The following is a 20,087-nucleotide window of genomic DNA, read 5'->3' on the forward strand; positions in this document are numbered from 1 at the left end:
CGGTGGGGCGGCGTGGTGGATCGGCGTGGTGGGGCGCGTTGGTGCGCGAGGGGTGCGGGGAGGGGATAGCCTCTCGGGCCATGACTGGTGTTGCGCTCGCCGAAGAGCTGCTGCTCCTCGCGTATGACGACGAATCCGGCAAGGCGACCATGCCGCGGATCAGCCTCGACCTCGGCATGGCCGCGGCGGTGCTGATCGAGTTGGCGCTGGCCGGGCGGATCGCGTACGCCGAGGGAAACCTGGCGGTGACCGATCCGGCTCCGGTCGGTGAGCCGATCATCGACGAGGTGCTGGCGCGCGTTGCCGCCGACACCCCGCACAGCCCGTCGTCCTGGGTGCAGCGGCTCCGGCACGGCCTGCGCGACCGGATCCTCGGCGACCTGGTCGCCCGGGGCGTGGTGCGGGACGTCGAGGAGACCGAGCTGGGCTTCATCACCGTGCACCGCTATCCGGTGGTGGACGCCACGGTGGAGAAGGACACCCGGGACCGGCTCGCCGCCGCGCTGACCAGCGGTCAGCTCCCCGACGAGCGGACCGCCGCGCTGGCCACCCTGGTCGCCGTGCTGCGGATGGAACCGGCGCTCGGCCTGACCGGCACGGCGGCGGACGACGCCCGCCGCCGGCTGGAGGAGATCGCCAGCGGCGCCGGCTTCTCCGGCAACGTCAGCCTCGACGACTCAGTCGTCCGCCCCTCCATCGGCCTGGTCGTCGCCGCCCTCGGCCAGGCCGTCGACCAGGCCCTCGGCAAACGTCCCTGACCCCACCCCCCACCGGCCCCACCCGGGCCCTCAGCAGAGTCGATCATGGAGTTGGCGCGGAGAGCGATCTCCGACGCCGCCAACTCCATGATCACCGGGGGAAGTGGGTCAGAGGCCGAGGGCCTGGGCGATCTCGGCGCGCAGCGCCGTGATCGCGGCGTGCGCGCGGGTGCGGGCCGCCGGGACGTCGCCGTCCGTGACCGGTTCCACGACCTCGAGGTACGCCTTGAGCTTCGGTTCGGTGCCGGACGGGCGGATCACCACGCGGGCGGCGGCGGTGCGCAGGATCACCACGTCCGACTCGGGGAGCAGGTCGGTCGACTCGGTGACCGGCTGTCCGAGCAGGCTGACCGGGACGGCGGCGCGCAGCCGGGTCATCATCTCCGCGATCAGCCGCAGGTCGTCGACCCGTACGGAGAGCTGGTCGGTGTGGTGCACGCCGAACTCGGCGGCCAGCTCGTCCAGCCGGTCGGTGAGCGTACGGCCCTGTGCCTTCAGCCCGGCGGCCAGCTCGGCGACGGTCAGCGCGGCGGTGATGCCGTCCTTGTCGCGGACGTGCTCCGGGGCCACGCAGTAGCCCAGCGCCTCCTCGTAGCCGAAGACCAGCGGCTGCGCCCCGCCCCCGGCCCGCACGATCCACTTGAACCCGGTCAGCGTCTCGTCGTACGGCAGGCCCCGGGCAGCGCACATGGCCCGCAGCAGGGACGACGACACGATGGTGGTGGCGTAGAGGCCCCGCACGCCGCGGCGCATCAGGTGGTCGGCGAGCAGCGCGCCCACCTCGTCGCCGCGCAGCATCCGCCAGCCCGTGTCACCGGTCCGGACGGCCACCGCGCACCGGTCGGCGTCCGGGTCATTGGCGATCGCCAGGTCCGCCCCGGTCGAGTCGGCGAGCGCCACCAGGTGGTCCACCGCGCCGGGCTCCTCCGGGTTGGGGAAGCTCACGGTCGGGAAGGCCGGGTCCGGCTCGGCCTGGTCCGGTACCACCCCCGGCACCGGGAAACCGGCCCGGGCGAACGCGGCGGTCAGCACCGCCGCCCCCACCCCGTGCAGCGGCGTGTAGGCCACGTTCAGGTCGCGGGGCCCGTCCGGGTCGATCACGGCGGCGGCCCGCGCCACGTACGACGCGACCAGGTCGTCGCCGAGCACCTCGCCCGCCGGACCGAGCGGCACCTCGGCGAGCGCGCCGACCGACCGGATCGCCGCCTCGATGCCGGCGTCGGCGGGCGGCACGATCTGCGCGCCGGCCCCCAGCTCACCGCCGAGCCGGGCACCCAAGTAGACCTTGTAGCCGTTGTCCTGGGGCGGGTTGTGGCTGGCGGTGACCATCACGCCGGCCACCCCGCCGAGGTGCCGCACCGCGTAGGCGAGCACCGGGGTGGGCAGTGGTCGGGGCAGCAGCAGCGCCGGCCGACCCGCGCCGGTGGCGACCTGGGCGGTCCGCTCGGCGAAGGCCCGGGAGCCGTGCCGGGCGTCGTACCCGATGACCAGCGGACCGGTGCCGCCCTGGGCGGCGAGCCAACCGACCAGCCCGGCGGCGGCCCGGGTGACCACCGCGAGGTTCATCCCGTTGGGGCCGGCCCGCAGCGGGCCGCGCAGCCCGGCGGTGCCGAAGGTCAGCGGCCCGGCGAAGCGGTCGGCCAGGTCCGGCGCGCTGCCCGGCAGCCGGTCGAGCACGTCACGCAGCTCGTCCCGGGTGGCCGGGTCGGGGTCGTCGTCGAGCCACCGTCGGGCCTGCTCGCGAACGTCGTCAAGGTCAGTGGTTTCCGCCGCCATTGCCTCTTGATAGCACGGCGGCGGATCACCACTGACCGTCGGCCTCGACTCAGTTGTCCCCGGAGAGCCGGAAGGAGGCGGCCATCGCGTCGAAGATCGGCCGGCTCGCGGCGAACCGGGCGTCGGTCGAGGAGAGGTAGAACGAGTAGACCTTGCCGTCCTTCACCACGCCCCGCCACACCCCGTGCCGCATGGTGTCGCCCTCGCCGCAGGTGTATTCCAGCTCGGCCGCCTGCCCACCCGCCAGTGGCTGCTCTTTCACCGACAGCTGCCGGTACGGCTGCGGACAGGTCTTGCTGGTGTCGCTCTTCGACTTGAGGTTCCGCGAGGCGAACTCGGCCCAGCTGATCGAGGTGCCGCCCCACTTCTCGGCGATGATGCGGACCTTCCGGCCGCTGTCGTCCGGGTCGACGAAGTCGACGTACAGGCCGCCGGTCTGCCGCTCCCAGCCCTTCGGCACCTGCACGGTGATGCCCTTGGCCGAGTGTTCCTGCATCTCGACGCCGGGGTCGGCCGGTGCCGTCGCGGTCGGCAGCGACGTGACGATCGGCCGGGTCGGCTCGTCGTCGCCGCTGAACATGACGACCGCGCCGATCAGCAGCAGCACCGCCACGCCGCCGGCCGCCGCGAGCTGGACCTTGCGGGGCCAGCCCTTGACGGTGCCGACCAGTTGGCCGGCGACACCCTTCGCCTTGCCGACCGCCCCGCCGGGCTGGGCGGGTGCGGTGCTCGGCGAGGTCCACGGCTGGCCGGTGCCCGGCACCGACCACTGGTTGCCGGCGTAGCCGCCGCCGATCCGCTGCGTCGCCTCCGGCGCGCCGCCCGGCACCCGCTGGGTGGCGTCCGGGTGCCCGCCGATGCGCTGGGTGGCGTCGGGGTGCCCGCCGCCGATCCGCTGGGTCGCGTCGGCCGGACCGCCGATCCGTTGGGTCGCCTCGGGTACGTCGCCGTAGACCCCGCCGGAGGACATCGCGCCGGTCGGGGTGTGCAGCGGGCCGGCCAGGGCGTCGGCGCTGGTCTCGTCGAGTGCGGCGGCTCCTGCGGCGGAGCGGCGGCGGGGCGTTCCCCCGGCGCAACGCGGCCAGCCGGTCGGTGAGCGACTCGCCGGGGCCGATCATCGCCCGGCCGCCGATCTGCCCGGTCGGCTTGGGTTCCGGCTTCGCGGCGGGCGGCGGGGGCGCGGCGGGCCGCTGCACCGGCACCACGGCGTACGGGTCGGTGACCGAGTTGACCGCGGTGGCGGTGCTGGTCAGCGGGCCGGCCAGCAGCTCGCGCAGCATCCGGCGGGCGCCGTGCACGTCGAGCCGGCGGGCTGGGTCCTTCTCCAGCAGCCCCATCAGTACCCCGGTCAGCGCGCCGCTGCGCTGCGGCGTGGCCGGCGGGTCCTCGACCACCGCGTGCATGGTCTCGATCGGGTCGCCCTTGTCGAACGGGGGCCGCCCCTCCACCGCCGTGTAGAGCGTCACGCCGAGCGAGAAGAGGTCGCTGGGCGGGCCGAACTCCTGGCCCATCGCCCGCTCGGGCGAGATGAAGTGCGGCGAGCCGAGCACCATGCCGGGGGTGGTGAGCTGCACGTCCGTCGGCATCCGGGCGACGCCGAAGTCGGTCAGCACGCAGCGGCCGTCGGTGCAGATCAGCACGTTGGCCGGCTTGACGTCCCGGTGCAGTACGCCGATCGCGTGCGCCACCTCCAGCGCGCCGAGCAGCGCGATGCCGATCTTCGCGACCGCGCGCGGCGCCACCGGGCCGTCCTCGATCACCATGTCGGCGAGGCTGCGGGCGTCCAGCAGCTCCATCACGATCCACGGCCGGCCACCCTCGGTGACCACGTCGTACACCTGGACCACGGCCGGGTGCTGGATCGCGGCGGCGGCGCGGGCCTCGCGGAGGGTGCGCTCGTACATCGCGTCACGGTCGCTGGGGGCCAGCCCCGGCGGGAGGACGACCTCCTTGACCGCGACGTCGCGGCGCAGCAGCGTGTCTGTGGCACGCCAGACCGTGCCCATGCCACCGTTGCCCACCGGCGACCGCAGCGAGTAGCGACCACCGATGGTGGTGCCGGGCGCCGCGCGGCCGTTGGAGGGAGTGTTGACTGGTCCGCCGCTCCACGTCGGGATCTGAGTCACAGAAAAGCCACCGGGGGATATCGAGGGGGCTGGGACACAACCCCCCTATCTTGCTGGTTCCGACGGCCGATGCGAAACCCGACGCGGCCGTCGATTGCCTACCGAACGGTACGTGGCCAGCCGTTCACCTCTCGTCGACCTGGGCGACGGGTGTGCGGTATCCCTCACCCATCGAAGCCCGCTCCCGTCCTACCATCCGTTGATGAGCGAACGGCGGTCAAGCGAGTCCGGTTTCCCGATCAAGGCCGTCTACACGGCGGACGACCTCCCGGCGGAGCTGGACCACCGGCTGGGCGCCCCCGGCGAGTTCCCGTACGCCCGTGGGGTCTACCCCACCATGTACACCTCCCGTCCGTGGACCATGCGGCAGTATGCCGGGTTCGGCACCGCCACCGAGTCCAACGCCCGTTACCACCAGTTGTTGCGGGCCGGCACCATGGGTCTCTCCGTCGCCTTCGACCTGCCCACCCAGATGGGGTACGACTCCGACGACCCGATCGCGCACGGCGAGGTGGGCAAGGTCGGCGTCGCCATCGACTCCATCGAGGACATGCGGCTGCTCTTCGACGGCATCCCGCTGGACAAGGTCTCCACCTCGATGACCATCAACGCGCCCGGCTCGGTGCTGCTCCTGCTCTACCAACTCGTCGCCGAGGAGAACGGGGTCGCCGGGGGCGCGCTCAACGGCACCATCCAGAACGACATCCTCAAGGAGTACATCGCCCGGGGGACGTACATCTTCCCGCCGAAGCCCTCGCTGCGGCTGGTCGCGGACACCTTCGCGTACTGCCGCAAGGAGGTGCCGAAGTGGAACACCATCTCCATCTCCGGCTACCACATGGCGGAGGCCGGCGCGACGCCCGCGCAGGAGATCGCGTTCACCCTGGCCAACGGCGTGGAGTACGTCCGCGCCGCGCTCGCCGCCGGGCTGGCCGTGGACGACTTCGCGCCCCGGCTGTCGTTCTTCTTCGTCGCCCGGACCACCCTGCTGGAGGAGGTCGCCAAGTTCCGCGCCGCCCGGCGGATCTGGGCCCGGCTGATGCGCGACGAGTTCGGCGCCAAGGACCCGAAGTCGATGATGCTGCGGTTCCACACCCAGACCGCGGGCGTGCAGCTCACCGCCCAGCAGCCCGAGGTCAACCTGGTCCGGGTGGCGATCCAGGGGCTCGGCGCGGTGCTCGGCGGCACTCAGTCGCTGCACACCAACAGCTTCGACGAGGCCATCGCGCTGCCCACCGAGAAGGCGGCCCGGCTGGCGCTGCGGACCCAGCAGGTGCTGGCGTACGAGACGGACCTGACCGCCACCGTCGACCCGTTCGCCGGGTCGTACGTGGTGGAGGCGATGACGGCCGAGATCGAGGCGGCGGCCGACGACCTGATGCACCGGGTGTTCGACCACGGGTCGGCGGTGGACGCCATCGAGGCCGGCTTCCAGAAGCGGGAGATCGAGCAGTCCGCGTACCGGATCGCGCAGGAGATCGACGCGGCCGAGCGGGTGGTGGTGGGCCTCAACCGGTTCGCGGTCGAGGAGGAGGAGCCGTACGAGCCGCTGCGGGTGGACCCGACGATCGAGGCGGCCCAGGCCGAGCGGCTGGCCAAGCTGCGTGCGGAGCGGGACAACGGCGCGGTCGAGCGGGGTCTCGCCGAGCTGCGGGACGCGGCCTCGGGTTCGGCGAACGTGCTCTTCCCGATGAAGGAGGCGCTGCGCGCCCGGGCCACGGTCGGTGAGGTCTGCGGGACGCTCCGCGAGGTGTGGGGGATCTACCGCCCGACCGACCGGTTCTGACCGACCCGCGCCGCGGCGCGGTGCGTGTGCGATTCCCCGAATGCGGGTAACCCGTTCGGGTGAACGGGACGGACAGCGTGTGCGGTCGCGTGCCGCGCTGTCGTGTAACCGTCGGGAGTCACCCGACCGCCCTCCGTTGTCGGGCAATTGTCGGACCGGCAGTTAATTGCAGCGACTAATGCGACAATTCGGAACGACGGCCCGAAGTCGAGGGTTTATCTGGTGGGCCGTAGAACCGGTTACGCGTTGTAGGAGGTGTGGGGCAGATGACAGCGTTCGACCGCGATCTACCTGCTGTCCCGCAGATAATCGACCCTTCCCACCAGGGCATTCACGAGGGGATTCGTGACGCTGTGCGGTCCGACCGCTACGCGAAAGATGTTGCGCAGCGTCACCGTCGGAGGTCTAGGCTGTCTGCTGTCCTGCCCGATGATCCATCCATCTCTAGTGATCGAGAAAACAACGTGACGAGTGCGTTGACGCTGCCCGTGAGCGGCCAATCGGCGTCGTCCTGGCCGGACGCGCCTTCCGGGTCCCAGCCGCTGCCGTTCGAGCTCGACCATCTGCTCGCCCTCCGGGTGCCGGGGCTGATCGCCACCCGCCGTCACATCCACTCCCACCCGGAACTGTCGGGTGAGGAGTTCGAGACGGCCGCGCTGATCGCCCGGGAACTCTCCCTGGCCGGGCTCAACCCGCGAATGCTGCCCAAGGGCAACGGCGTCATCTGCGACATCGACGGACGCCCCGACGGGCCGGTCATCGCCCTCCGGGCCGACATCGACGCGCTCCCGTTGACCGACCCGAAGGACGTGCCGTACCGCTCCACCGTGGAGGGTGTCTGCCACGCCTGCGGCCACGACGTGCACACCACGGTGATGCTCGGCGTCGGCATGCTGCTGGCCCAGCTCGCCGACCTGGGCCAGCTCGACGGCCGGGTCCGGCTCATCTTCCAGCCGGCCGAGGAGATCCTGCCCTGCGGCTCACTGGAGGTCATCGAGGCCGGCGGCCTGGACGACGTGGTGCAGATCTTCGCCGTGCACTGCGACCCGAACCTGCCGGTGGGCAAGGTCGGCCTGCGGGTCGGCCCGATCACCGCGGCGGCCGACAACGTCACCGTCCGGCTCACCGGCCCGGGTGGACACACCGCCCGCCCGCACCTGACCGTGGACCTGGTCGACGCGCTGGGCCGGCTGGTCACCGAGGTGCCCACGCTGGTCAGCCGCCGGGTGCCGGCCAACAGCGGGCTGCTGCTGGTGTTCGGCCACGCCTCGGCCGGCACCCGTTACAACGTCATCCCGTCGGAGGCCTGCGCCGCCGGCACCCTGCGGGTGATGGACCGCGACACCTGGGAGCAGGCCCCCAAGATCGTCGCTCAGGTGGTCCGGGACGTCATCGCGCCCACCGGCGCGACGGTCGACCTGGAATATCTGCGCGGTCGGCCGCCGGTCAGCAACGACGCCCGGGCCATCGGGGTGCTGACCGCCGCCACCGCCGCCGCGCTCGGCCCGGAGGGCATCGCGGAGACTCCACAGAGCATGGGCGGCGAGGACTTCTCCTGGTACCTGGAGCACGTGCCCGGCGCGCTCGCCCGCCTCGGCGTCGGCCGGGCCGGGCCCAACGTCGACCTGCACCGGGCCTCGTTCGACGTGGACGAGCGCGCCATTCCCGCGGGCGTACGCCTCATGGTGCAGACCGCGTTGCGGGCACTGGCGGCGGCGCGCTAGGCAGCGGACCACCCGCCGGTCCGGTCGGCTGCGGCCCGACCGGCGGGGTGGGCCGACGCCGCGTGCCGCGGCGGCGCAGCACGACGACCAGCGCCGCCACCGGCAGGCCCAGCAGCACCAGCCAGGGCAGCAGCGCGCCGAGTACGGTGAGCGCCACGGTCAGCGACGCGAGGAACGCCGACCAGCCACCGCGCAGCCCCGCCAGGAAGCCGGTCTCGCTCTTCTCGTCCTCCTCCGCCGGGGCGTCCTTCCCGACGAAGGTCACCGTGATGGTGGAGAGCGCGGTCAGGTCGGCCAGCCGGCGCTTCTTCGCCTCCAGCGACGCCAGGTCGGCCTCCCGTCGGCCCAGTTCGTTCTCCAGCGAGACGAGTTCGCTGGTCGAGTTGGCGCGGCCGAGCAGCTTCCGGGCGCTCTCCACCCGGGCCCGCTGACTGGTGATCCGCGCGTCCAGGTCGACGGTCTCCTCGGTGACGTCCTCGGTGTGCACCTCCCGCTGCTGCTGCCGGCCGAGCTTCGCCAGGTCGTCGACGACCGGGGTGAACTTCGCCGCCGGCACCCGCAGTTCCAGTTCGGCCCGGGCGTGGTTCTCGTCGCTGCGTCGCTGGTCCCCGCCGACGAAGCCGCCGGCCGCGGTGACCGCGACGATCGCCGCCCGGGCGGCGGCCTCCACGTCGTCCACCTGTACCCGCATCGTGCCGGTGTAGATGATCGACCGCTGGTCGACCCGCAGGTCCGGCGCCTTCGCGCCGCCCTGCTCCGGTGCCCCGCCTGCGGCGCGACCGCCCCGGGCGGCGGCGTCCCCGGCGGGTGCCTCCGCGGCCGGCGCGGACCTGTCACGCGTCCCGCTGCTGCCGCCGCATCCGCCGGCGACCAGCACCGTCGACAGTCCCACCACCGCCAGGGCCACGGCCCTGCGGCGTCCACGTCGTACGCCCATCCCCGCTCCTATCCTCCACGCGCCCCGAGCCGGGGCCGATACGTCGGACGTGACGCGACACCGCGTCGGTTCCGGCAGACTGCGCTGAGGACATCACGATTCGATAATCGAGGAGTCACGATGCAGGTCACCAAGTACGCCCACTCCTGTCTGCGGGTGGAACACGACGGGGGAGTGCTCGTCGTGGACCCGGGAGTGTTCAGCGACCCGGCGGCGCTGGACGGGGCGGACGCGGTGCTCATCACGCACGAGCACCCGGACCACGTGGACGTCGAGGCGCTGACCCGGGCGCTGGACCGGCGACCGGTCCCGGTCCACGGGCCCGCCTCGCTGACCGCGTTGCTCGGCGACGCCCGGGAGGCCCTGACGGTCGTCGGGCCGGGGGAGTCGTTCACCGCCGCCGGCGTGGCGGTCCGCACCTACGGCGGTCGGCACGCCGTCATCCACCCCGACATCCCGGTGATCGACAACGTCGGCTACCTGCTCAACGACGTGGTCTACCACCCGGGGGACTCGCTGGTCGTGCCCGAGGACGTCCAGGTGGACACCCTCTTCGCGCCGATCCACGCGCCCTGGTCGAAGTTCTCCGAGGTGGTCGACTTCATTCGGGCGGTGGCCCCGCGTCGGGCCTTCGCCCTGCACGACGGGCTGCTCAACGCCAACGGCTTCGGCGTGCTCGACCGGCAGTATACCGCCCTGTCCAGGACCGAGTACCGGCGCCTGGAACCCGGCACCCGCGTCGACGCCTGACCGGCGATGACCGGCCCGTCCCCGGAGCAGGTCCAGCAGCTCTACGCCACCCCGCCGGACCGGTTCGTCGCCGCCCGGGACGCCGCGGTCGCCGAGGCCCGCCGGGCCGGCGACCAGGCCACCGCCCGCCAGCTCGCCCGGCTGCGACGGCCCACCGTGGCGGCCTGGCTGGTCAACCTGCTGGCCATCCGCCGACCGGACCTGGTGGCCGACCTGGTGCAGCTCTCCGGGTCGCTCCGGGCCGCGCAGCGGGAACTGCGCGGCGCCAAGCTGCGCGAGCCTCCGCGCAGCGCCGGGCCGTGGTGGGCGCGCTGGTGGCCGAGGTACGCAAGCTGGCCGCCGCTGAGCCCGCCGCCCCGCCCGCCGCGCGGCTGCCGCTGGCCGAGGTGGAGGCCACCCTCAACGCGGCGCTCTCCGACGCGGAGGTGGCCGAACAGGTCCGCGCGGGCCGGCTGCTCCGGCCCACGCACTACGCCGGCTTCGGTGAGGTGCCCCGACCCCAGCTGCGGCTGGTCACCGGGGGCACGGAGGAACCGCCCGTACCGGACCGGGCGGCCGGGCGGGCGGAGACCCGGCGGGCCCGGGACGAGCGGGCGGCCGAACGTACCGCCCGTGCCGAACGGGCGAAGCGGCGCCGGGCGTTGGAGCGGGAACTGGCGAAGGCCCGGACCGACCAGGAGCGGGCCGAGGCCGAGTTGACCGGGGCGGTCCGGTCCGAGCAGGAGGGCGCGGCGGCCCTGGACCGGATCGAGACGGAACTCGCCGAGCTGGAACGCCGCCGGGCCGTCGCCGAGCAGGAACTGAGCCGGACCCGGTTGGCCCGCCGCGCCGCCGAGCGGTCGGTCAGCCTGGCGCGCCGACGCACCGGTGAGGTCGAGGGCGCGGTCGAGGCGCTGGAGTCCGAAGAGGGGGCTGCCGCCGAGGGCGGTGAGCGGGCAGACTGATCGACGATGGCTGACCACGTTGGACGGACGTCGTCCGCACCCCTGACCGAGGTCTCCGACGGATGACCCCGGAACAGGTCGCCGCCGCGGGCAAACCCCTGGTGCTGGAGCTGGGCGAGGCGTTCGGTCGTTGTCCGGCCACGCTGCGCCGGGCGCGGCTGCTCGGGATCTCCGGCTGGGCGTTCTACATCACCGGCCGGGCCGGCGCGCTCGGTGACGTCCGGGCCGAGACGGCCGCGGCGGCGCTCGGCTTCATCGCCCCGGACGCGGTGGCCGACGGCTGGGACGCTGCCGCGCGTACGGTCCGGCCGGCGGAGGTGGCTGCCGCGAACCTGGCCGAGTGCTGCCGCTGGGGTGCGCAGCACCTGGCCGAGGTGCCGGGACTGCCGCGACTGGTCGGGCTGCTGGAGCGGGCGGTGGACGCGGCGGACGCCAGCGGCATGCCGCTCTTCGCCGCCTGGCGGCCATGCCGGTGCCGTTGGACGTGCCCGGCGCCCGGGCCGCGGTCGGGCTGCTGCGGCTGCGCGAGCACCTCGCCGGCGCGCACCTGTTGGCCGTCCGGGCCGGCGGGATGACCCCGCTGGAGGCGGTGCTGGCCGGGCCGGAGGGCGAGACGGGTGCGGCGGCCTGCGGCTGGCCGCCGCCGTACCCTCCGGTGGCCCCGTTGGTCCGGCGGCGGCTCTGGGCCGAAGCGGTGACCGACCGGCTCGCCTCGGCCGCGTTCCGCACGCTCGCCCCCGGCGAGGGGGCGGAGTTGATCGACCTGCTCACGGCCACCCGGCTGCACCTGCGCCGCCCCGGGACGCCGGGCTGACGCGCCGAAAATCGGCGGCGCGGGCGACGGGTGGCCTGTCAGGATCTGCGGCGTGACGCTTCCCGCCGGCTGGACCGCCCGCCGCCCCACGCTGGACGACGTACCGGCGATCCTGAAGGTCGTGCACGCCGCCGACACCTTCGCCGTCGGCTACCCCGACTTCGACGCCGAGGACGTGACGGCCGTGCTGACCGCGCCGTTCTGCGACCCGGCGCGCGACTCGTGGCTGGTCACCGACCCGGACGGGGCAGTGGTGGGCTGGGCGATCGTGGACAACCCGACCGGGGTGGGCCGCGAGTGGGTGGAGGTCTACGTCGATCCGGAACGCGGCGAGGCACTGCGGGCCCCGCTGCTCGCCCGGCAGCTCGACCGGATCGCCGAACGGGCGGCCGAACGCGGTCTGCCCGGGCTCACCGTGCGTACCGGTGTGTACGCGCCGGAGACCCGCTGGGCGGCGGAACTGACCGAGGCCGGCTTCACCCGGCTCAAGCGCTACGTACGGATGACCCGAACGCTCGCCGACCTGTCCGCCGAGCCGCCGCTCCCGGCCGGGGTGACGGTCCGGCCGCTGCGCGCCGACGACGAGACCGACCTGCGGGAGTTCCACCGGATCTACGACGCGGCGTTCCGGGACACCCTGGACTACGAGCCGCTCGGTTTCGACGCGTGGCGGCAGCGGCTCGGCCGGTCCGCCCCCACCTGGGACGAGTGGTTCGTCGCCACGGTCGACGGGGTGCCGGCGGGGGTGCTCCAGTCCTCCGACCAGGCGCTCGACCAGAACACCGGTTGGGTGAGGACCCTGTCGGTGCTGCCGGAGCACCGGCGGCGCGGAGTCGGGGCGGCCCTGCTCCGGCGGGCCTTCGCCGTCTATGCCGGGAAGGGCCGGACCGCCGCCGGGCTGGGTGTCGACCTCGCCAACCCGACCGCCCCGGTCACCCTCTACCGCTCGGTCGGGCTGCGCGAGGTGCGCTGGACCGACATGTACGAGCGGACCGTCCCCGCGGTCGGTGTGCGCTAGGCGACCCGTTCCGGGGTCGGCCGCCGGTCGTACCCGGGGCGGGAGCAGACTGGTCGGGTGGGATACGCGCTACGCCGACGCGGTGCCGGTGGGGCGGGACCGCAGCTCGGTGACGTAGTCGTCCGGCGCGCCCGCCTTCTCCGCCGCGTTCGCGATCTCCGACAGGTACCAGGACGTCGGCAGGCCACCCTCGTACCCGTCGAAGACGTAGACCCAGGCGGTCACGTCGCCGTCCAGCGTCGAGACGCGTACCGTGATCTTGCGATAGGTCCCGGCGGTGACGCCCTCGATCTCGTCGAGCTGCGCGGCGTCGTACGGGTGGATGTCGTAGAGCGCCACGAAGACCCGGTCGCCCGGAGACTCGACCACGGTGCTGACCGAGCCCTCCCAGCCGATGACGTCCTCGCCCGCGAAGGTGAGCCGCCAGCCCTCCAGCCAGCCGGTGCCCACCATCGGCGAGTGCGGGCAGTAGGCGCGCATCCGGGCGGGGTCGAGGTTTGAGCCGTAGGCGGCGTAATGACGCACGGCGATGACGATAGCCCGACGGACGGGTGGGGGAGAATACGACGGTGCGTGTCGAACACGTTCGGGAGAAGAAAGTCACTGTGAGCACTGACGAGGGGCGAGCGTTGTGAGCCAGATCGTGATCATCGGCGGCGGACCGGCCGGGTACGAGGCCGCGCTGGTCGCCGCCCAGCTCGACGCCGATGTCACCGTCGTGGAGGCCGAGGGTGCCGGCGGCGCCTGCGTGCTCTCCGACTGCGTCCCGTCGAAGACCTTCATCGCCAGCTCCCAGGTGGTGACCGGCTACCGGGACACCGAGGAGTTCGGGGTGCACTCCGACGGTCTGGAGGCGGTCACCGTCGACGCCCGCACCGTGCACGAACGGGTGAAGCGGCTCGCGCTGGCCCAGTCCGCCGACATCCACGACAAGCTGGTCAAGGCCGGCGTGGAGTTCGTCGCCGGCAGCGCCCGGTTGGGCGAGGACGCCCTCGGTCACACCCACAGCGTGCTCGTCACCCCGACCGGCGGCGGCGAGGAGTACTCGATCGCCGCGTCGACCGTCCTGGTCGCCACCGGCGCGACGCCCCGCCAGCTCCCCACCGCCCTACCGGACGGCGAGCGCATCCTCACCTGGCGCCAGGTGTACGACCTGCCGGAGCTCCCCGAGCACCTGATCGTGGTCGGTTCCGGTGTGACCGGTGCCGAGTTCGCCAGCGCGTACCTGGCGATGGGCGTCCAGGTCACCCTGGTGTCCAGCCGGGACCGGGTGATGCCGCACGAGGACGCCGACGCGGCGATGGCCATCGAGCGGGTCTTCCGCAACCGGGGGATGAGCATCCTCAACAACTCCCGCGCCGACGCGGTCCGCCGGATCGGCGACGGGGTCGAGGTGGTGCTCGCCGACGGCCGGGTGGTGGTCGGCTCGCACGCGCTGATCGCCGTCGGCTCGATCCCCAACACCGCCGACCTGGGCCTGTCCGAATACGGCGTCGAGCTGGCCCGGGGCGGCTACGTCACCGTCGACCGGGTGTCCCGGACCAACGTGCCGGGGATCTACGCCGCCGGCGACTGCACCGGGGTGCTGCCGCTGGCCAGCGTCGCCGCCATGCAGGGCCGGATCGCGATGTGGCACGCGCTCGGCGAGGCGGTCCGGCCGCTGCGGCTGCGTACCGTCGCGGCGAACGTCTTCACCGACCCGGAGCTGGCCACCGTCGGCGTCTCCCAGGACGAGGTGGACGCCGGCAAGGTCCCGGCCCGCCAGGTGATGCTGCCGCTGTCGGGCAACGCCCGGGCGAAGATGGACGACCTGGCCGACGGCTTCGTCAAGCTCTTCTGTCGCCCGGCCAGCGGTCAGGTCGTCGGCGGCGTGGTGGTGGCCCCCAAGGCCAGCGAGCTGATCCTGCCGATCACCATGGCGGTGGAGAACAACCTCACCGTCAACGAGCTCGCCCAGACCATCACCATCTATCCGTCGCTCTCCGGCTCGATCACCGAGGCCGCCCGCCAGCTGATGCTGCACGAGTTGGAGTGACGGCCACCCGCCGCCGCCGGCCCCGGCCCGGGCCGGTCGCGGCGGGCCACCCTCAGCGGAACGCGTCGGCCCGGTCGGCGACCCATTCCGGGTACGACCGGGCGGGGTGCCCGGTGACCTGCTCGACCGTGTCGGTGACCTGCTCGGGTCGGTCGACGAAGGCGGCCCAGCCGGCCAGGGCCACCTCGGCGAACGCGGGATCACCGAAGGCGGCGGCCAGCATCTGCCGGGCCTCGTCGAGCGGCATCTCCGACCAGCGCAGCTCCCGGCCGAGCACGCGGCCGATGGCGTGCACCTGCTCCTGTTGGGTCAGCGTGGTCGGCCCGCTCAGCACGTACCGGGCACCGGCGTGGCCGTCGGAGGTCAGCGCTGCCACGGCCACCTCGGCCAGGTCCCGCTCGTGCACCAGCGACCGGGCCGCCCGCCCGTACGGCCAGCGCACCACGTCACCGGCGCGGATCTGGTCGGCCCACATCAGGGTGTTGGCGGCGAAACCGACCGGCCGGAGGAAGGTCCACTCCGCGCCGGACGCCTCGACGGCCCGCTCGACGAGCGCCCAGAACGACTCCGGCTGGTCGGCGGCGCCCGGCGCAGAGAGGTAGACGATCCGGGGCACCCGGTCGGCGATCACCCGGGCCACCTCCGGTGCCGTCGTCCGGGCCACGGCGGGATCGGTGAACGGCCAGATCAGGAAGACCGCGTCCACGCCGACCAGGTGCGGCGCGAGCGACGCCGGATCCGCCAGGTCGGCGGCCACCACCTCGACCCCCGGCGGCAGCCCTGCCGTCGCCGGGTTCCGGCTGACCGCGCGTACCTTCTCGCCACCTGCCACCAACAGCGACACGACCTGCCGGCCCACCGTGCCGGTCGCCCCCGTCACCAGGATCATCTCCGCCTCCTCGCCTGCGGGCCGCTGCCGGCCCGGTCGCTCAGACCCTAGGAGCTGAACCTTCCTTGAGGTCAAGGGCGGCACCGTGCCCCGCCCGGTCTCCCGGTCGGGCGAGCGTCGCCGCGACCACGGCGAGCAGGGCCACCTCGGTGAGGAGCAGCAGGCGTTCGACCAGCCCGATCAGCATCCGGTCACCGGGGTACGCGGACCAGGCCATCGCTCCCGCCAGCAGCAGACCGACCACGGCGAGGCCGCGGACCGGTCGGCCGCGGGCCGGCAGTCGCGGGGCGAGCAGCCAACCGGCCGACGGGAGGGCGAGGAAGGCGACCACGGAGGCGTACCGGTGCACGTAGGCGGCGGTGTCCATGGGCAGACCCGGCTCGTTGGTGGGTACCACCGCGGCAGTCACCAACCCGGCGGCCCAGACCGCGAGCAACAGACCCGCCGGCCCGCCGTATCGGCGTACCGCGGGGATGAGCAGGGCGGTGGCCGCGGCGACCAACACCATCGCCACGTCGACCACCCCGCCCCGGTCGGAGACGGCGAAGTCGCTGACGGTCAGCGACCAGGGATTCAGGTCCTCGTTCACCTCGAGGTGGCCGAGCACGACGAGGGTGGCCGCCAGGGCGATCCCACCGAGGGCCAGCAGGCCACGCATCCGCGTTCCAGGCATGCCCCCAGCCTGTCGTCGCCGGCACCCGAAGCGGATCCGGGACACCCACCGACCCCGATCCCCGGGACGACCCCTAGGCAGCCGCTGCCGCGCCGACGACCTGGTTCAAGCGACGTTCAGGTGAATGTTGCCGATCCGAGCCACCACGTCGAGATGCCCACCCAGGCCGGTCACGTAGGCGCGCAGGGTCTCCAGGTTGGTGCTCTCCCCGTTCTCGATCTGACTGATCCTGGCCTGGGAGAGGCCTGCTGCCTCGGCGAGTTGGGTCTGGGTCACGCCAAGTTGCTTTCGGATCTCAGCGAGTTGGGCACCGCTGACCGCGGCGAGCATCTGCTCGCGCATTTCTCCGCGCCGCGCCACCCGCTCAGCGTCGTCCCACGCGGGATCCAGCTCCCGTGCTTTCGCCTTGACGTCCCGCCAGTCGGATCCACCGGTCATCGTTGGGCTTCCTTCAGGCTGATCAGGTGTTCCTGGAACCGTTCATCCGCCAAGGGTATGGCCGTCCGGTACCAACTTTGCCATTGGCCGGACTTGTCGCCGGCAACCAGGAAAACCGCTTTCCGTAACGGATCGAACGCGAAGATCATGCGCACCTCCGTCGAGCCGGTCGACCCGGGCCGCAGCTCCTTCATGTGGTGGAAGGCGCTGCCCTTCAAGCGGTCGACCAGTGGTCGGCCGAGCCCGGGACCGTGCTCCGACAGCAGGTCGATCGCCTCGGCGACCCGGTCTGCGGTGACCGAATCGACCGAGCACAGATCGAGAAACCATGCTTCGACCTCAGGGTGAAGTCTGACTTCCCACACCTGGTCAATATAAGAGCAGCTTATATCGGATTAGGTGAAACACGCCGGTGGTCCGGTCTTCAGTCGACGGGGATCTCGGTGCGGGCGTTGCGGGCGGCGAGCGCCGTCATCGCCCAGCCCGCGCCCGCGAACCCGGCCGCCGCGGCCGCCCCGATGACCGCCAGCCGCCATGCCGACTCGGTCAGTGCCGTCCCGCCCAAATGCCCGACCAGCGTCCCGTACGCCGCCCAACCGGTCGCCGCCGCGCCCTCGTAGAGCAGGAAGAGCCGGTACGGGTAGCGGCTGCGGCCGGCCGAGAAGCAGGCCGCCATCCGGCCGCCGGGCACGAAGCGGCAGAGCAGGATCACCAGTGGTCCGGGCTCGCGCAGACCCCGGGTGACCCGGCCGGCGACCCGGCGGGCCCGGCCCGGCACGGCGTGCCGGGGTGCCCGACGATCGGGGGCACCCCGCCCGAGCAGATAGCAGGCCAGGTCCCCGGCGAAGACACCGGCCGCGCCGACGGCGATGGTCAGCGGCAGGCTGAGCACGCCGTACACGGTGAGCGCGCCACTGGTGATCATGACGGCCTGGGTGGGGATGACCGGTACGAAGGCGTCCGCGACCAGCAACCCGAGCAACGCCAGGTATGCCCAGGTCGGTGACACGATGTCAGTGAGTAGTTGGGCCACGACCGCCACCTCGACGAATTCCCCCGCTTGCCTGCCCCGAGCCTGGCCCCGTGTCCGGCGTCACCTCGGGCTGACCCGCCCCCGGGTGACGGCGCACACGGTGGGGCCCCGGATTCACAACGACACCACGACACGGAACGTGACCGAATTTCGGTGTGCCGCGGAGCACGGTTCCGGACGGCGGATCCGCGTCGGGCGGCGTACCGTTGTCGGCGCGCGGCCCCACGGACGTCGGGTCCCCCGTTCCTGACGACCGGGCCGCCGCGGGTCGCCGGCAGGTCCCGTGCCGGCGGCCCGCCCCCTCTCCCTGGTCCCCGTCCCCGCCCGCTTGCCCGACCTGCTGCCGGCCGGCCATCCTCAGCTCCCCACCGTCGTCTGCCGGGGGAGCGGGTCGGCCACCTGATCGGTGACGGGCGCGGTGAACTGCGACCGGTACAGGCGGGTGTAGGCGCCGTCGGCGGCGACCAGTTCCTCGTGGGTGCCCTGCTCGACGATCCGGCCGTGCTCCATCATCAGGATCAGGTCGGCGTCGCGGATGGTGGAGAGCCGGTGCGCGATCACGAAACTGGTCCGGTCCGAGCGCAGGGCCGCCATCGCGCGTTGCAGCAGCACCTCCGTCCGGGTGTCCACCGAACTGGTCGCCTCGTCGAGGATGAGCAGCGACGGCTCCGCCAGGAACGCGCGGGCGATCGTGATGAGCTGCTTCTCGCCGGCGCTGACGTTGCTGCCCTCCTCGTCGATCACGGTGTCGTACCCGTCGGGGAGGCTGCGCACGAAGCGGTCCACGTAGGTGGCCCGGGCCGCGGCGAGGATCTCCTCCTCGGTCGCGTCCGGCCGCCCGTAGGCGATGTTGTCCCGGATGGTGCCGTGGAAGAGCCAGGTGTCCTGGAGCACCATGCCGATCCGGCCGCGCAGCTCGTCCCGGGGCATCGCGGTGATGTCCACCCCGTCCAGGGTGATCCGGCCGGAGTCCAGTTCGTAGAAGCGCATGACCAGGTTGACCAGGGTGGTCTTGCCGGCGCCGGTCGGACCGACGATGGCCACCGTGTGACCGGGCTCGGCCACCAGGGACAGGTCCTCGATCAGCGGGGTGTCCGGGTCGTACCGGAAGTGGACGTGCTCGAACTCGACCCGGCCGGTGACCCGGGCCGGCGCGGCGGCCGGGTCCGGGCTCTGCTCGTCGGCGTCGAGCACGGCGAAGACCCGCTCGGCGGAGGCCACCCCGGACTGGAGCAGGTTCGCCATCGAGGCGACCTGGGTGAGCGGCTGGGTGAACTGCCGGGAGTACTGGATGAAGGCCTGCACGTCGCCGAGGGTCATCGTCCCGGAGGCCACCCGCAGGCCGCCGACCACGGCGATCGCGACGTAGCTGAGGTTCCCGACGAACATCATCGTCGGCATGATGATCCCGGAGATGAACTGGGCGCTGAAGCTGGCCTGGAACAGCTCCTCGTTCTTCGCCGCGAAGGCGGCCTCCACCTCGCGCTGCCGGCCGAAGACCTTGACCAGCTCGTGGCCGGTGTAGGCCTCCTCGATCTGGCCGTTCAGCTCGCCGGTGTGCCGCCACTGGGCGATGAACCTGCGCTGCGACCGCTTGGCGATGAGCTGGGTGACGACCATCGACAGCGGCACCGCCACCAGCGCGACCAGCGCCAGCAGCGGCGAGATCCAGAACATCATCGACAGCACGCCGACCAGGGTCAGCAGCGAGGTGAGCAGCTGGCTGAGGGTCTGCGCGAGGGTCTGCGAGATGTTGTCGATGTCGTTGGTGACCCGGCTGAGCAGTTCCCCGCGGGGCTGCCGGTCGAAGTAGGGCAGCGGCAGCCGGTTCAGCTTCTCCTGCACCTCGGCGCGCAGCCGCAGCACGGTCTCCTGCACCACCCCGTTGAGCAGCCAGCCCTGCGCCCACATGAGCACGCTGGCGGCCAGATAGAGCGCGAGGGTCAGGGCGAGCACCCGGCCGAGGGCGGCGAAGTCGATGCCGGCCCCGGGCACCACGCCCATCCGGGTGAGCAGGTCGGCGAAGTTGTCGTTGCCGGCCGCCCGGGCCGCCGCCGCGGCCTGCTCGGTGCTGGTCCCGGCGGGCAGTTGCCGGCCGATCACCCCGCTGAAGATCAGGTCGGTGGCGTGCCCGAGGAGCTTCGGCCCGGCCACGCTGAGCCCGACGCTGACCACGGCCAGCGCGATCACGGCGGCGAGCCGGAACCGGTGCGGTCGCAGCCGGCCGAGCAGCCGCCGGGCCGACGGCCCGAAGTTCATCGACTTCTCCGCGGGCATCGCGGCGCCCATCCACGGCGGGCCGCCGATGCGCCGACCGGCGGCCGGCAGCCGCGTCGGCACCGCCGCCTCCGCCGCCTGCTTCTGACCGGGTACGCCGTCCCGGCCG

15 protein-coding genes and 3 pseudogenes are annotated in these 20,087 nt (G+C 73.0%); 8 read left to right on the forward strand and 10 right to left on the reverse strand.

Annotation, left to right across the window (positions count from 1 at the left end; all coding sequences use genetic code 11):
- Positions 1 to 80 precede the first annotated feature (80 nt).
- Complete coding sequence (locus tag MRQ36_RS17100) at positions 81 to 758, forward strand: GPP34 family phosphoprotein (RefSeq protein ID WP_242796735.1); 678 nt, start codon at positions 81 to 83, stop codon at positions 756 to 758.
- A 108-nt stretch (positions 759 to 866) separates the two neighbouring features.
- Here MRQ36_RS17100 and MRQ36_RS17105 read toward each other — a convergent pair whose 3' ends face one another.
- Positions 867 to 2,534: a phospho-sugar mutase gene (locus MRQ36_RS17105; RefSeq protein WP_242796737.1), complete on the reverse strand. Its 1,668-nt coding sequence runs from the start codon at positions 2,532 to 2,534 to the stop codon at positions 867 to 869.
- Positions 2,535 to 2,583: 49 nt separating this feature from the next.
- Positions 2,584 to 4,660, reverse strand: a pseudogene (locus MRQ36_RS17110) (serine/threonine-protein kinase).
- A 202-nt stretch (positions 4,661 to 4,862) separates the two neighbouring features.
- On the opposite strand from MRQ36_RS17110, the gene MRQ36_RS17115 reads away from it, so the two are divergent.
- Together MRQ36_RS17115 and MRQ36_RS17120 are read left to right on the forward strand one after the other, a co-directional pair.
- Positions 4,863 to 6,446, forward strand: coding sequence for a methylmalonyl-CoA mutase (locus tag MRQ36_RS17115; protein WP_242796738.1), 1,584 nt, complete (start codon positions 4,863 to 4,865; stop codon positions 6,444 to 6,446).
- Between the two features lie 464 nt (positions 6,447 to 6,910).
- Positions 6,911 to 8,170, forward strand: coding sequence for an amidohydrolase (locus MRQ36_RS17120; RefSeq protein WP_242796739.1), 1,260 nt, complete (start codon positions 6,911 to 6,913; stop codon positions 8,168 to 8,170).
- On the opposite strand, the gene MRQ36_RS17125 is transcribed toward MRQ36_RS17120, so the two are convergent.
- Complete coding sequence (locus MRQ36_RS17125; RefSeq protein ID WP_242796740.1) at positions 8,127 to 9,107, reverse strand: DUF4349 domain-containing protein; 981 nt, start codon at positions 9,105 to 9,107, stop codon at positions 8,127 to 8,129. The two genes, MRQ36_RS17120 and MRQ36_RS17125, sit on opposite strands and share 44 nt — an antisense overlap.
- A 120-nt stretch (positions 9,108 to 9,227) precedes the next feature.
- Here MRQ36_RS17125 and MRQ36_RS17130 point away from each other — a divergent pair, with 120 nt between their 5' ends.
- The 4 genes and pseudogenes from MRQ36_RS17130 (at position 9,228) to MRQ36_RS17145 (ending at position 12,633) form a co-directional block, all read left to right on the forward strand.
- Entirely contained in the window at positions 9,228 to 9,857 is a 630-nt protein-coding gene (locus MRQ36_RS17130; RefSeq protein ID WP_242796741.1) for an MBL fold metallo-hydrolase, read from the forward strand.
- A gap of 6 nt (positions 9,858 to 9,863) precedes the next feature.
- Positions 9,864 to 10,801 (forward strand): annotated as a pseudogene (locus tag MRQ36_RS17135) (hypothetical protein).
- Positions 10,802 to 10,863: 62 nt separating this feature from the next.
- Positions 10,864 to 11,615, forward strand: a pseudogene (locus MRQ36_RS17140) (hypothetical protein).
- A 52-nt stretch (positions 11,616 to 11,667) separates the two neighbouring features.
- Complete coding sequence (locus MRQ36_RS17145) at positions 11,668 to 12,633, forward strand: GNAT family N-acetyltransferase (RefSeq protein WP_242796742.1); 966 nt, start codon at positions 11,668 to 11,670, stop codon at positions 12,631 to 12,633.
- Positions 12,634 to 12,702: 69 nt separating this feature from the next.
- Here the strand turns inward: MRQ36_RS17145 and MRQ36_RS17150 are convergent, their stop codons facing one another.
- The gene (locus tag MRQ36_RS17150) at positions 12,703 to 13,158 is read right to left on the reverse strand and encodes a gamma-glutamylcyclotransferase (RefSeq protein WP_242796743.1); all 456 of its coding nucleotides are present in this window, start codon (positions 13,156 to 13,158) and stop codon (positions 12,703 to 12,705) included.
- Between the two features lie 106 nt (positions 13,159 to 13,264).
- Between MRQ36_RS17150 and MRQ36_RS17155 the strand changes: the two genes are divergently transcribed.
- The gene (locus MRQ36_RS17155) at positions 13,265 to 14,668 is read left to right on the forward strand and encodes an NAD(P)H-quinone dehydrogenase (protein WP_242796744.1); all 1,404 of its coding nucleotides are present in this window, start codon (positions 13,265 to 13,267) and stop codon (positions 14,666 to 14,668) included.
- Positions 14,669 to 14,720: 52 nt separating this feature from the next.
- Here the strand turns inward: MRQ36_RS17155 and MRQ36_RS17160 are convergent, their stop codons facing one another.
- The 6 genes from MRQ36_RS17160 to MRQ36_RS17185 form a co-directional block, all read right to left on the reverse strand.
- Positions 14,721 to 15,557: an NAD(P)H-binding protein gene (locus MRQ36_RS17160; protein ID WP_242796746.1), complete on the reverse strand. Its 837-nt coding sequence runs from the start codon at positions 15,555 to 15,557 to the stop codon at positions 14,721 to 14,723.
- A gap of 40 nt (positions 15,558 to 15,597) precedes the next feature.
- Positions 15,598 to 16,230, reverse strand: coding sequence for a DUF998 domain-containing protein (locus tag MRQ36_RS17165; protein ID WP_242796748.1), 633 nt, complete (start codon positions 16,228 to 16,230; stop codon positions 15,598 to 15,600).
- A 105-nt stretch (positions 16,231 to 16,335) separates the two neighbouring features.
- On the reverse strand, positions 16,336 to 16,668 hold the full coding sequence (locus MRQ36_RS17170; RefSeq protein WP_242796750.1) for a helix-turn-helix domain-containing protein: 333 nt from the start codon (positions 16,666 to 16,668) through the stop codon (positions 16,336 to 16,338).
- On the reverse strand, positions 16,665 to 17,033 hold the full coding sequence (locus tag MRQ36_RS17175; RefSeq protein ID WP_242796752.1) for a type II toxin-antitoxin system RelE/ParE family toxin: 369 nt from the start codon (positions 17,031 to 17,033) through the stop codon (positions 16,665 to 16,667). Before MRQ36_RS17175 ends, MRQ36_RS17170 begins: the two co-directional genes overlap by 4 nt.
- Positions 17,034 to 17,092: 59 nt before the next feature.
- On the reverse strand, positions 17,093 to 17,701 hold the full coding sequence (locus MRQ36_RS17180) for a DedA family protein (RefSeq protein WP_242796754.1): 609 nt from the start codon (positions 17,699 to 17,701) through the stop codon (positions 17,093 to 17,095).
- 357 nt (positions 17,702 to 18,058) lie between these two features.
- Complete coding sequence (locus tag MRQ36_RS17185; protein WP_374251144.1) at positions 18,059 to 19,990, reverse strand: ABC transporter ATP-binding protein; 1,932 nt, start codon at positions 19,988 to 19,990, stop codon at positions 18,059 to 18,061.
- Positions 19,991 to 20,087: the final 97 nt, after the last annotated feature.

This window comes from Micromonospora sp. R77, assembly GCF_022747945.1.
In the GTDB taxonomy this organism is placed as follows: Bacteria; Actinomycetota; Actinomycetes; order Mycobacteriales; family Micromonosporaceae; genus Micromonospora.

Bases quoted from the DNA above. Each gene is read 5' to 3' on its own strand.
- MRQ36_RS17100 (WP_242796735.1), top strand. From the start codon at position 81: ATGACTGGTGTTGCGCTCGCCGAAGAGCTGCTGCTCCTCGCGTATGAC.
- MRQ36_RS17115 (WP_242796738.1), top strand. From the start codon at position 4,863: ATGAGCGAACGGCGGTCAAGCGAGTCCGGTTTCCCGATCAAGGCCGTC.
- MRQ36_RS17185 (WP_374251144.1), bottom strand. From the start codon at position 19,990: ATGGGCGCCGCGATGCCCGCGGAGAAGTCGATGAACTTCGGGCCGTCG.
- MRQ36_RS17130 (WP_242796741.1), top strand. From the start codon at position 9,228: ATGCAGGTCACCAAGTACGCCCACTCCTGTCTGCGGGTGGAACACGAC.
- MRQ36_RS17165 (WP_242796748.1), bottom strand. From the start codon at position 16,230: ATGCCTGGAACGCGGATGCGTGGCCTGCTGGCCCTCGGTGGGATCGCC.
- MRQ36_RS17105 (WP_242796737.1), bottom strand. From the start codon at position 2,534: ATGGCGGCGGAAACCACTGACCTTGACGACGTTCGCGAGCAGGCCCGA.
- MRQ36_RS17170 (WP_242796750.1), bottom strand. From the start codon at position 16,668: ATGACCGGTGGATCCGACTGGCGGGACGTCAAGGCGAAAGCACGGGAG.
- MRQ36_RS17125 (WP_242796740.1), bottom strand. From the start codon at position 9,107: ATGGGCGTACGACGTGGACGCCGCAGGGCCGTGGCCCTGGCGGTGGTG.
- MRQ36_RS17160 (WP_242796746.1), bottom strand. From the start codon at position 15,557: ATGATCCTGGTGACGGGGGCGACCGGCACGGTGGGCCGGCAGGTCGTG.